Here is an 11,945-nt window from a genome sequence, read left to right as displayed (position 1 = left end):
TGACTAAACTACGAAAAAGCTGCTATGGTTAAAATACCAAAAATGACTTCAAGGACTGGATCATGGATCAGCACACTGCACATGAGTATTTAGCAAAAAAACCTCTGGTTATGGTTACCCAACCTTTCGGCCAAGAAGTTGATGTATATAAAGTAAACCATAAAATGTTTGCCACTTTATCGGTTGGCAACGAAGGGCAAACCGACGAAGATGGCAACCCTATTTGGTGGATGAATTTAAAATGCGACCCCGATGAAGCGCAAGCACTACGTGATATTTTTCCTTCAGTGATCCCAGGCTATCATATGAATAAACGGTTATGGAATACTGTTATTTTAGATGGCTCAATCCCGCAAGGTGAAATTGAACGTATGATTGATAATTCATTTAATTTAGTGGTTGCCAATATGCCGGAAAAAGATCGCAAAGCGATTGAGATTCATATGTAAGTCAAAATGTTGTACTGCTCAAGCTACTTGCTCAGTACAACTTAGCCTTACTCCATACACGTTAGTAAAAAATGATGATCATCAAATAACACTCCAGCAATTTCGTAAGCTAATGGTGCAACCTTGACTAACTTAAACCCACATTTTGCCAGCACTTTTTCTGAGCCTACATTCCCTTTCGTAACCACAGCAGTAAATTGTTGAATATTAAATGCTGTCGTCGCCCATGTTAAAAATGCTTGTAGTGCTTCAGTTGCATAACCTTGACCATAAAACTCGGGCATTAACAGATAACCAACTTCGGGGGCGTTTGATGATGATGTTGTAAGCCCTGTCACACCCACTTTTTTGCCTGTTTTTATTTCAATGATCAGCAAACACAAAGGCGTATTGGCTGTAGGATGCCACGGCGCCAACCGCTGCATAAACTTACTACGTATTTGCGTATCTGAGGGCCTGTCAAAGCATTTTTCAATAACGCATGGCTCATCATGCAAAGCTAAAAAGAACGGCCAATCGTCTTGTTCGAGGAGCCTTAGTCGTAATCTTGCAGTGCTGATGTTCATTAGTAGTCTTTACATAGTCTCAGTTACGGATGACCCTGTTATAACAACTAAGCCAAATAATTTCAGCAACTAAAATTTTTAATCCTAAATTCTGGGCATAAAAAAACGCACTGCAAACTATCAGTGCGTTTTTAATAACTAGCAATTAAATACTATTTCACTTTATCACCGCTTGCAGCAGCTGAGTTGGTATCTGTTACCGGTTCAGCTTCATTAGTTGGCGCTGGCGGAACAATAACCTCTTCAGCCTCAACCGATTCAACCGATTCGACAGGTTCTACATCGGTATCGTCTTGCGTAGCCGTCACGGTTTGTTCTACCACGACTTCAGCAGTACTTGGCTGTGCAGGCTCAAGCTGATAAAAGCTTGCACCAGCATCCGCCATCGCCACCAAAGGCGTACACGGTGCAAATACCGGATTAAAATTAGCAAAAGTAGCCATTTCTGAGCTTACTTTGTTTACGCCAAGTTTATCCATATAGCTAAATGGACCACCTAAAAATGGTGGGAAGCCAATACCAAATATAGCGCCAATATCACCATCACGCGGACTGGCAATAATGCCTTCATCTAAACAACGTGCGGCTTCGTTAAGCATTTGCGATACACAACGTTTAGCAATTTCGCTTTTATTTAAACGCGGTGATGGGCTCACGCCGAGTAATTCGTAAACAGATGCGTCTACTTTTTTACCTTTCTTATCATAAAGATAAAAACCACGGCCAGTTTTACGGCCTAAGCGTTTGGCATCAATTAAACGTGAAAATGCATCTGGTGCTTTAAAACGCTCACCGAGTTCTTGTTCAAGAATTGGCGCAATCTTAGAGCCAATATCAATACCCACTTCATCCAGTAGCGCTAATGGCCCAACCGGAAAACCAAACTCGACTAATGCCGCATCAATCTTTTCAATTGGCTCACCTGCTAATAATAAATTAGCGGCTTCATTCACATATGGCGCTAAAATACGGTTCACATAAAAACCGGCTTTATCTTTTACCACTATCGGTGTTTTACCTTGCTTACGGGCAAAATTTACAATCCGCGCGATGGTCTCTTGTGAAGTACCTTCATGTGGAATGATTTCAACCAAGGGCATTTTCTCAACAGGTGAGAAATAATGCAGACCAATGACATTTTCAGGACGCGCAGCCTGCGCTGCTATTTGTGAAATTGGCAGTGATGACGTGTTACTAGCAAAAATAGTGTTGCTTTGGCATTCTCGCTCAACATCCGCCACCATCCCTTGTTTTAGGCTGAGGTCTTCAAATACCGCTTCGATAACTAAATCAATGTGCTTAAAGCCACTGTAATTCGTCGTACCGGTAATTCTATTCATAGTCTGTTGCAGTTCAGCTTTAGATAAAATACGGCGTTTTTGCTTTTTATCTAAAATTTTATAACTGTAGTTCATGGCATTACTAATGCCCTGCTCGGCTACATCTTTAATGCGTACAGGCACACCGGCTTTAACAGCAGTTACATGCGCAATACCTGCGCCCATTAAACCGCCGCCTAACACCGCTGTTTTAGTGATTGCTGGCGCGTCATCATTGCGCCATTCTTTTTTCATCTCAGTGGTTGCAAAAAAGATCCCACGTAATGACTTAGACTCACTACTCATTACTAACGTAGCAAAGCCTTCAGCTTCTGTTTTATAGGCTTTAAGCTCATCAAGCTCAACACTTGCACGTATTGCTTTAATGATAGCCAGTGGTGCTGGATAATGACCACCGGTTTTTTTCAGCACATTTTCTTGGGCTTTTTTAAAGATAATATTACGGCCAAACGGATTAGACTCGAGTAATTGGCTTAAGCGGTCCAGCTTTGGCTTAGTCGCTTTTGCTTTACCTTTAACAGCAAATTCTTTGGCAACACGCAGTAACACAGTTTGCGGAACGCAGTCATCAACCAAGCCTGCTTTTTTGGCTTGTTTAGCACGAATTTGTTTACCTGTTAAGGTCCACTCAAGGGCTTTTTGCAAACCCACTAATTTTGGTAATCGTTGCGTACCACCGCCGCCAGGTAATAAACCAAGTTGCACTTCAGGTAAGCCAAGTTTGGTAATGTCGCTGTCTGAACAAATACGGTAATCACAGGCCAATGCAAATTCTAAACCGCCACCCAGGGCCGCACCATGAATGGCACTGACAGTTGGGAACGGCAGTGCTTTCATGTCAAAAAAAACACGATGACATAGTTCGCTAATAGCCAAGGCATCGTCACGATGCTCGACGTTATCAAGCATTTTTACATCCGCACCGGCGATAAAGTTATCGCTTTTGCCACTGATAAAAACCATGCCTTTCACTGACTGCTGCTTAGCCTCATCAAGCAATGCTTTTAAATCATCAGCAAAGCTATCGCGCAGGGTATTCATTTTTTCACCCGGCACGTCGATAGTTACAACAGCAAGCTTTTGCTCATCTATTTCTAAACTAAATACTGAATCTGTCATTACGCACTCTCCAATACAAAGGCTGCACCTAACCCGCCTGCAGCACATGCAGTCGTAAGTGCTAAACCACCGCCGCGGCGGTTAAGTTCATGTAAACTTTGGGTGATAAGTCGTGCGCCGGTCGCTGCAAATGGGTGACCATATGCCAGCGAGCCGCCTAATACGTTAAACTTATCCATGTTAATTTCACCGATCGCTTTACTGCGACCAAGCTTTTCTTGAGCAAACTTATCAGACGCAAACATTTTCATATTCGCCAGCGTTTGCGCTGCAAATGCTTCATGCATTTCGATTAAATCAAGATCGGCAAGCGTTATACCCGCTCTCGCTAATGCAATTGGCGTTGAATGAGCAGGACCCATTAGCATATCTTCATGTACACCAATCGCTGAAAAGGCAAAGCTGCGCACATAACCTAAAATGTTATAGCCTAAAGCTTTGGCTTTGCTTTCACTCATCATTAGCACTGCTGCTGCACCATCTGTTAAAGGTGTTGAGTTGGCAGCGGTTACTGAGCCATGTTGGCGATCAAAGGCTGGCTTTAATTTAGCGTAACCTTCAACGGTTGAATTATGGCGAATGTTGTTGTCTTGCTCAATAAAGCTTTTATATGGCGGTACATGCGCGGTCATAACTTCTTCGCTAAGCTTACCATCTGCCCAAGCTTGACTTGCAAGTATGTGTGAGCGATGAGCTAGCGCATCTTGATCTTCACGGCTAATGTTATGGGTTTTTGCCATTTGCTCAGCAGTTTGACCCATAGATAAACCCGTCGAATACTCAGCCACTGCAGGTGGAACTGGTAATAAATCTTTTAAACGCAGCTTTGAGAATATTTTTAAACGCTGACCTAAAGTGCGGGCTTTATTTAAATCAACCAAACTGCCAGCTAATTTTTTACTCACTCCGATTGGCAAGACAGATGATGAATCAGCACCACCAGCAATACCCACTTGCACAGAGCCTGCCATAATCGATTCAGCCACATTGGCAATCGCTTGAAAACTGGTTGCACATGCACGCGATACTGAATAAGCATCAACAGAAACTGGCATGCCAGTTCCTAACACGATTTCGCGGGCGATGTTTGGTGCTTCTGGCATTTGCACTACTTGACCAAATACCAATTGATCAATTTCAGATTTATCAAAGTTAAGGCGCTCAAGCATTTCGTTAACCACTAACTTACCCATATCAAGGGCTGGTACATGGTGAAATGCAGTCGCTTGTTTAGCGAATGGCGTACGTAAACCACTGACGATAGCGATACGATCGCCCTTTGCTGTTTTTAGTATGTTTTGCTCAGACATTAATGCTCTCCCGCTGACAGGTCTGACCTGTTTGTTTTCCTCGATTCTAAACAACCCGTGTACTAAAGCCAATAGCGAAATTGAAAATAGTATAATTAGTTATCAACAATAGGCTTTTTTTAACGTATTTACAAAAAATAGTGTGATTTCTATGCTAGGGTAAAAATCCTTAAAAAATAACGAACTATTTTGTAAATTTAGGTCTAACACTTGTGTTATAAACTATTTACCCATATTACTAGTTAAGCTTTTATAAACCTTGCAAATCAGGACAGTATTTTTACTATGGCCACTAACGTATTCTCACAATTAAAAACTTATTTAGATAGCCAAATCATTGGTCAGCCAGAATTAACGCAAGCACTGCTCATCGCAATATTAGCCGATGGCCATTTACTAGTTGAAGGCCCGCCGGGACTGGCTAAAACCCGTGCAGTAAATGCCCTTGCCAAAGGTGTTGAAGGGTCATTCCAACGGGTCCAATTTACACCCGATTTACTGCCTGCGGATGTTACTGGTACTGATATTTATCGTCAACAAACCAGTGAGTTCGTGTTCGAGAAAGGTCCGTTATTCCATAACCTTATATTAGCCGATGAAATAAACCGTGCACCCGCTAAAGTACAATCTGCCTTATTAGAAGCCATGGCTGAACGCCAGGTTACAGTTGGCAAAAATACCTATCCGCTGTCTGATTTATTTATGGTAATGGCAACCCAAAACCCACTTGAGCAAGAAGGCACCTATCCGCTGCCTGAAGCGCAATTAGACCGCTTTTTGTTGCACTTAAGCATTGATTACCCAGGCGCCGAGCATGAGCTAGATATTTTACGTCTGACCCGTGGGGAAGCCTTGAGCGAACACCAAGCCCCTGCGCAACAAATTAGTCAAAGCGATTTATTTGCTTCTCGTAAAGCCATTTTAGGCCTGTATTTAGCTGAGCCACTTGAGCAATATTTAGTGCAACTTATTATTGCTACGCGTGAAGGCGCAAAACTGGACGCTCAATTAGGCAGTTGGATTGAATATGGTGCAAGCCCGCGTGCGACTATCGCGCTAGATAAATGTGCTCGTGCCCACGCATGGCTACAAGGCCGTGACTTTGTTGCACCGGATGATATTCAAGCCGTACTGCACAACGTGTTGCGTCATCGTATTATTTTAAGTTACGAGGCCCAAGCTGATGGTGTTACTAAAGACCAAGTCATTAGCCGTATTTTAGAACTTGTTGCCGTGCCATAAACTATGCAAAGCCAATTAGATAATCAACAGTGGCTGAATTTAAGTCATAGCCATGGGGTTGAGCTTGGGCTAAAAGAGCTAATGTATTATAAAGCAAAGGCTCGCTTACTCGAACTTGCCCCAAAAGTAAAAATTAGAAACAGCCTAACCGGCCAATATCTTGCCCCTCATAAAGGCCGCGGTATGGAATTTGCCGAAGTACGTCATTATCAGCAAGGTGATGATATTCGCTCGATTGATTGGCGCGTTACAGCACGTACAGGCGAAACCCACACTAAACTTTTTCAAGAAGAAAAAGAACGCCCGGTATTTGTGTTTAGCGATTTTTCTAATTCTATGTTGTTTGGTTCAAAGTTATTACTTAAGTCAGTGCAAGCTGCACATATTAGCGCTTTAGTTGCGTGGTCGGCGTGTCAACGCGGCGATCGCATCGGTGGGATTGTATTTAATCAACATTCTCATTTAGAGCTCAAACCCAGTGCTCGTGAAAAAGCCGTGTTAAAACTGTGCCACAATTTATGTGCCAGTCACCAACAAGCTCTGCATAAAATTGACGATGAAGCCCCCAACAAACTCAGTGATAACTTAAAGCGTTTAAATCATTTAGCCAAACCTGGTAGCTTGGTTTATCTGGTGTCAGATTTTAGTAGCTTAGATGATGCCAGCTTTAAACAACTCGAAATACTGAGTCGCCATTGTGAGTTAATTGGTTGCCATATTAGCGACCCATTTGAACACCAATTGCCTGCATTTAAACAAACAGTAACCGTGAGCGCCAACGGCAGTGACTTTGCCCTGCCGCTGATGGATAAAGGGTTTCGTGATAAGTTTGCGAAAACGGCCGAGCAAGCCTTCGCTTCACGTTTACAACGCTTAACAAAATCAGGCCTTAATTTAATATCATTCAATGCAGCCACACCGCTAGAGCTGCAATTAGTGAGAAAGTAACATGCAAACCTCCCCATTAGATGGCCTACATGATGTGATTGTGCCAAGCCAAGTTTCTTGGTGGCCATTGGCACCGATTTGGTGGGTCATTATTGCTACATTATTATTAGCTATTGGCTATCTCAGTTACACCTTGTATCGAGCTTATCAATTTAAAAAAGCCAAGCGACACGCGATTTTATTGAGTAATCAATATGATGACGATGCCCAACAACTGCATATTTTAATTAAACGGTTAGTTTTACATTACTACGCGCAAAGTGCGGCATCACAAGGGACTAAACAATGGTGTAACACGCTAAATAAGCTGACCGGACAACAATTTACTGAGCTTGAATTAATGAGCCTCTATCAAGAGCAAAGTAATCAAACTGCGTTGGCTACTAAATTAAAACTCGCCATTGCGCAATTTAAATTAAAGGAGCCGCTGAATGTTTGAATTTAGCTGGCCTTGGCTATTTGTATTATTACCCTTACCTTGGTTATTGCGCTTACTTAAGCCTGTACCGAGTGAAGGCAGCACCCGCTTACGTATTCCTGGTTTTGCCAAACTTAACTTAGCGTCACAGGTTGCCCAGCAACATACTCGCGGCATCAGCGTGTTTGAATGGTTAGTTTGGGTATTGTTAGTTTGCGCTATTGCGAATCCAACCTGGCTTGATGAACCAATCACCCTGCCTAATGAAGGCCGCGATATCATGCTCGCAGTGGATTTATCAGGTTCAATGACCGAGCAAGATATGGCTTATCAAGGCCAGTATGTTGACCGTTTAACGATGGTAAAAGCGGTATTGAGTGACTTTATAGAGCAGCGCCAAGGTGATCGTTTAGGATTGATTTTATTTGGTGATACTGCATTTTTGCAAACCCCCCTAACGCGGGACGTAAAAACAGTGAGTCAAATGCTGTCAGAGGCACAAATAGGTCTAGTAGGCCGCGCCACTGCCATTGGTGATGCACTGGGTTTATCAGTAAAGCGTTTTGCCAGTAAAGATGAAAGTAACCGTATTGTGGTATTGCTTACCGATGGCCAAAATACCGCTGGAAACTTAGACCCAGAAGAAGCCCTACTGCTTGCCCGTGAAGAAGGCATTAAAGTGTACACCATCGGCGTAGGCTCAGATAATCCTCGTGGTTTTAGTTTATTTAATATGGGTGGTATGAGTGGCGGTAGCTTAGATGAATCGCTGCTAAAGCGTATTGCTGAGCAAACAGGTGGATTGTATTTTCGTGCCAAAGACGTCGCCGGCTTACAACAAATTTATCAAGAGCTTGATAAGCTTGAGCCTATCAGCGCAGATGAACAAACGTTTCGCCCGCAAAGTGCATTATTTTATTACCCATTACTCATTGCACTGGCCTTGATTAGTTTACGCGTTATATTCACCACCGCCAAAACATTTAGACAGGAGGCCTAATGGACTTTGAATTTATTCGCCCTGCAGTATTATGGCTATTGGTGCCGGTGTGCTTAATGTTTACTATTGCAATGTTGAAACACAAAAAAAGTAATCAAGGTGAATTAATTGCGCCTCACTTAGCTAAATTTGTGATCAGCACAAACAGCCAACAACATAGCCAACCTATTTGGCTGATTGCATTATTTGCAGTTTTGGCGGTTATTTTTAGCGCAGGCCCCAGCTTTGAAGAAAAACAAGTGCCGGTGTTTCAAAGCAAAAATGCCCGGGTGATTGTGATGGATATGTCACTATCGATGTACAGCACCGATATCGCGCCCAGTCGTTTAGTGCAAGCGCGCTTCAAGGCGCTGGATATGATCAAACTTTTTCAAGAAGGTGACACCGCTTTAGTCGCCTATGCCGGCACCGCGTATACTATTTCTCCGCTGACCAATGATGCTGCCACACTGGAAAATTTAATCCCCAGTTTAAGCCCAGAAATCATGCCCGATAAAGGCTCTAATGTGCTTGCGGGCCTTGATGCTGCAAAAGAGTTATTGACCCAAGCAGGCTACCTTGAAGGTGACATTATTTTAGTCACCGATGGTATTGAGCAAAGTGAACAAAGCGATATCAGTCAATTTACTAGCAACAATCCCTATCGCCTCAACATTTATGGTGTGGGGACCGAGCAAGGTGCGCCCATCAAACTTCCCGAGGGTGGTTTTTTAAAAGATAATTACGGACAAATTGTAGTGCCTACCATCAATATCAGTATGCTCAATAACCTAGCTAAAAACAGCGGTGGCAAATTTACCACTTATCAACCAAGTGAGCGTGATATTCAAGTATTTGCACCGAGTGCCAACAGTGAAATGCTAAAAAATGAGAAACAAAGCCAAGCGTTATGGCGCATTGATGCAGGCATTTATGGGCTCATTATTTTATTACCTATGATGATGTGGATTTTTCGCCGCGGTGCTTTTGCAGCTGCAATATTAGTGTTCAGCTTTTTACCACAGCAAAATGCTTATGCGCTCGAGTTACCTTCGGTCTTTAAAAATCAAGATCAACGCGCACTGGATGCCTACCAGCAAGGTGAGTATGCGCAAGCTGCAAGCGCGCAATCGAGCCAATTAAAAGGCGCAGCGCTTTACCAGCAAGGTAATTTTGATGCTGCACTATCACAGTTTAACGAAGATAAAAGCGCCACTGGTTTATATAACTACGGCAATGCATTGGCCAAAGCTGGCAAGCTAGAAGAAGCAATTAGCGCCTACCAACAAGCGCAACAACAGCGAGAAAACTTTACCCAAGCCAAAGAAAATCAGGCATTAGTTGAGCAATTACTGCAACAGCAGGAGCAACAACAGCAACAAGGTCAAGACGGCGAACAAAATCAAGATCAAGACTCACAAAATGGCGAGCAAAATCAAGATCAGCAAAATAAAGATAAGTCACAACAAGGTGAGCAGCCCTCAGAAGATCAGCAATCTCAACAAGGGGACGAGTCTGAGCAAAATGATCAGCAACAAGATGGTAAACCTGGCGATCAGCAATCTGGTGAAAAAAATGAGCCGCAAATGGAAGCTGAACCTGAGCAAACTGACAGTAATGATGCACAGCAACAAGATAAACCAAACGAGCCTAAGGATGACCCTGCAAGCGATGAGCAACCAGCGCAACCACAAATGACCCCTGAGCAACAGCAGCAAGCAGAAGACGCGGCGAAACAGCAAGCGATGCAAGCACAAACCGCAGAGCTGACCAATGAAGAAAAAGAGAAAGCCCAACAGTTGAACCAATTGTTGCGCAAAGTACCCGATGATCCCGCAATCCTGTTACGTAACAAAATGCAATTAGAAGCCCAAAAACGAAACCATCAACGCCGTCCACAAGGAGTCGAAAAATCATGGTAATGCGATTAATCTGTTGTTTATTGCTTATCAGCGCTATGCCCTCGTGGGCTATTACACAATTACAAGCCAGTGTTGATAAAAACCCAGTGTTAGCGGGTGAATTTTTTATGCTCAATATCAGTGCTGATGACACCATAAAAAATGATCAACCCGACACCTCAGTGCTACTAAAAGACTTTGTGGTTGGCCGCACCAGTGTCAGCACTCGCACAAATATCATCAATGGTAGTATTTCAAAAGAAACCACTTGGTCTATTAAACTCATGACCCGCACTGCGGGGGATTATACCATCCCAGCGTTTAGTATTGCTGGTGTCAGCTCTGCGCCCATTGCATTAAAAGTGGCTGAACGCAGTCAGGAAACTGAGCAAAATAACGATATTTTTATCAAAGCCTCGCTTGCTAATGACAGCTTGTTTGTGCAGGAGGCTGGGGTTTACACTGTTAAGCTCTATCTTGCCAAAGAATTACTTGATGGCAATTTAAGCACTCCCACTATGCCAGACGCGCAGCTAAGCCAAATTGGTAAACAAACTGAAAACTACGAACTGATTGATGGCAAACGTTATTTAGTTATCACTCGTGAATATTTAGTGCAACCGCAAAAAAGTGGTAGTTATACAATTCAAGCCCCTGCCTTTCAAGGGCGCATTCGTCAGGACTATCGCCAATTAGATGTCTCAGCGTTGGGCGAAGATGTAAACATTGAGATTAAACCCATTCCAAATGATTACCAAGGTGCGTGGTTACCAAGCGAATTAGTGAGTTTAGATGAGCAATGGCAGCCAGAAGATGACACCGTAGAAGTCGGCACCCCTATTACCCGAACGCTGACTTTAACCGCACTTGGCATTACCAAAGAGCAACTACCCGATATTGAACTGCCTGAAATAAAAGGAATTCGCAGTTACCCAGATGAAAAAGAAAATAATCACTTGGTTCGCGATGGCCGGGTAATATCACAACAAACAGCCTCGTACGCATTGTTACCGCAGATGCCGGGCACTTATACACTGCCTGAGGTGAGCGTACCTTGGTATAATACCAAGATTAACCGTATTAGCTATGCAACATTGCCTGCGCGTACCATTACCGTAACGTCAAGCAGTAACGATGTAGTAAATCCGCTACCAGCAGCGCCGACCTCAGCATTGCCAATCACAGAGGATCCATCCTCGCTAAATCAACAGCCTATATTGGTAAATAACACCCCTGTTTGGTTAATTATTGTTAGTGTTATTGGTTATTTACTGTGGTTGATCACGTTAATTTTATGGTTCCGTAGTCGCTCTCAGCGCACTGTTGTTAGCAGCCAGCCTAAAGTAGTAAGCAAAGAGACGTCAGCGTCATTAGCTGAGCTTAAGAAAATAAGTAAAAATAATGACATAAATGCGTTCTACCAGGCATTGAACCGTTACGCGATACAGCAGACAAAACAACCGCATAGTGCAATAGACAAGTTAGTGCTAGACGTTGATAATATTCAACTTAGTCAACAAATTGCTAAACTGCAGTCTGCCCTCTATAGTCCTACTAGCACCGAGGTAGACTTGGCTGCAATTATACATTTGTTAGAAGAGCAGAATAATATTCAGAAGAAATCTCAACAAGCTGTATTAAAAGGACTTTATAAATAGAGTTTGAGTGTATAG

General features: G+C 43.0%; 10 protein-coding genes. 7 read left to right on the top strand and 3 right to left on the bottom strand.

Annotated elements, in window-relative coordinates; all coding sequences use genetic code 11:
• Positions 1–62 precede the first annotated feature (62 nt).
• Positions 63–449, top strand: coding sequence for an MmcQ/YjbR family DNA-binding protein (locus ACMVDV_RS01360; RefSeq protein WP_304185283.1), 387 nt, complete (start codon positions 63–65; stop codon positions 447–449).
• 47 nt (positions 450–496) lie between these two features.
• On the opposite strand, the gene ACMVDV_RS01355 is transcribed toward ACMVDV_RS01360, so the two are convergent.
• From ACMVDV_RS01355 to fadI, 3 genes are all read right to left on the bottom strand, one after another.
• Positions 497–1,015 carry a GNAT family N-acetyltransferase gene (locus ACMVDV_RS01355; protein ID WP_416156928.1) on the bottom strand — a complete coding sequence of 173 codons (519 nt, stop codon included), beginning with the start codon at positions 1,013–1,015 and terminating at the stop codon, positions 497–499.
• A 152-nt stretch (positions 1,016–1,167) separates the two neighbouring features.
• Positions 1,168–3,474 (bottom strand): fatty acid oxidation complex subunit alpha FadJ, encoded by a 2,307-nt coding sequence (fadJ, locus tag ACMVDV_RS01350; protein WP_416156927.1) that lies wholly within the window; start codon positions 3,472–3,474, stop codon positions 1,168–1,170.
• Positions 3,474–4,784, bottom strand: coding sequence for an acetyl-CoA C-acyltransferase FadI (gene fadI, locus ACMVDV_RS01345; RefSeq protein ID WP_416156926.1), 1,311 nt, complete (start codon positions 4,782–4,784; stop codon positions 3,474–3,476). Before fadI ends, fadJ begins: the two co-directional genes overlap by 1 nt.
• A gap of 285 nt (positions 4,785–5,069) precedes the next feature.
• On the opposite strand from fadI, the gene ACMVDV_RS01340 reads away from it, so the two are divergent.
• The 6 genes from ACMVDV_RS01340 to ACMVDV_RS01315 are packed head-to-tail and all read left to right on the top strand — an operon-like array spanning position 5,070 to position 11,930.
• Complete coding sequence (locus tag ACMVDV_RS01340) at positions 5,070–6,026, top strand: AAA family ATPase (RefSeq protein WP_064667661.1); 957 nt, start codon at positions 5,070–5,072, stop codon at positions 6,024–6,026.
• Between the two features lie 3 nt (positions 6,027–6,029).
• Positions 6,030–6,974, top strand: a complete 945-nt coding sequence (locus ACMVDV_RS01335; RefSeq protein WP_064667662.1) for a DUF58 domain-containing protein — start codon at positions 6,030–6,032, stop codon at positions 6,972–6,974.
• Between the two features lies 1 nt (position 6,975).
• Positions 6,976–7,413, top strand: coding sequence for a DUF4381 domain-containing protein (locus ACMVDV_RS01330; protein ID WP_064667663.1), 438 nt, complete (start codon positions 6,976–6,978; stop codon positions 7,411–7,413).
• Positions 7,406–8,392 carry a vWA domain-containing protein gene (locus tag ACMVDV_RS01325; RefSeq protein WP_064667664.1) on the top strand — a complete coding sequence of 329 codons (987 nt, stop codon included), beginning with the start codon at positions 7,406–7,408 and terminating at the stop codon, positions 8,390–8,392. Before ACMVDV_RS01330 ends, ACMVDV_RS01325 begins: the two co-directional genes overlap by 8 nt.
• On the top strand, positions 8,392–10,293 hold the full coding sequence (locus ACMVDV_RS01320) for a VWA domain-containing protein (protein ID WP_416156925.1): 1,902 nt from the start codon (positions 8,392–8,394) through the stop codon (positions 10,291–10,293). Before ACMVDV_RS01325 ends, ACMVDV_RS01320 begins: the two co-directional genes overlap by 1 nt.
• The gene (locus ACMVDV_RS01315; protein WP_416156924.1) at positions 10,287–11,930 is read left to right on the top strand and encodes a BatD family protein; all 1,644 of its coding nucleotides are present in this window, start codon (positions 10,287–10,289) and stop codon (positions 11,928–11,930) included. The genes ACMVDV_RS01320 and ACMVDV_RS01315 overlap by 7 nt, the downstream gene beginning before the upstream one ends.
• The last annotated feature ends 15 nt before the right edge of the window (positions 11,931–11,945 follow it).

The sequence above is a fragment of the Pseudoalteromonas sp. ASV78 genome (genome assembly GCF_047806705.1).
GTDB classification, from domain to species: domain Bacteria; phylum Pseudomonadota; class Gammaproteobacteria; order Enterobacterales; family Alteromonadaceae; genus Pseudoalteromonas; species Pseudoalteromonas prydzensis_A.
Note: the sequence above shows the minus strand (reverse complement) of the source record. Positions and strands in the feature narration are given on the sequence as shown.

Excerpts from the sequence above, each read along its gene's own strand:
- ACMVDV_RS01360 (WP_304185283.1), top strand. The coding sequence starts at position 63 with ATGGATCAGCACACTGCACATGAGTATTTAGCAAAAAAACCTCTGGTT.
- ACMVDV_RS01355 (WP_416156928.1), bottom strand. The coding sequence starts at position 1,015 with ATGAACATCAGCACTGCAAGATTACGACTAAGGCTCCTCGAACAAGAC.
- fadJ (WP_416156927.1), bottom strand. The coding sequence starts at position 3,474 with ATGACAGATTCAGTATTTAGTTTAGAAATAGATGAGCAAAAGCTTGCT.
- fadI (WP_416156926.1), bottom strand. The coding sequence starts at position 4,784 with ATGTCTGAGCAAAACATACTAAAAACAGCAAAGGGCGATCGTATCGCT.
- ACMVDV_RS01340 (WP_064667661.1), top strand. The coding sequence starts at position 5,070 with ATGGCCACTAACGTATTCTCACAATTAAAAACTTATTTAGATAGCCAA.
- ACMVDV_RS01335 (WP_064667662.1), top strand. The coding sequence starts at position 6,030 with ATGCAAAGCCAATTAGATAATCAACAGTGGCTGAATTTAAGTCATAGC.
- ACMVDV_RS01330 (WP_064667663.1), top strand. The coding sequence starts at position 6,976 with ATGCAAACCTCCCCATTAGATGGCCTACATGATGTGATTGTGCCAAGC.
- ACMVDV_RS01325 (WP_064667664.1), top strand. The coding sequence starts at position 7,406 with ATGTTTGAATTTAGCTGGCCTTGGCTATTTGTATTATTACCCTTACCT.
- ACMVDV_RS01320 (WP_416156925.1), top strand. The coding sequence starts at position 8,392 with ATGGACTTTGAATTTATTCGCCCTGCAGTATTATGGCTATTGGTGCCG.
- ACMVDV_RS01315 (WP_416156924.1), top strand. The coding sequence starts at position 10,287 with ATGGTAATGCGATTAATCTGTTGTTTATTGCTTATCAGCGCTATGCCC.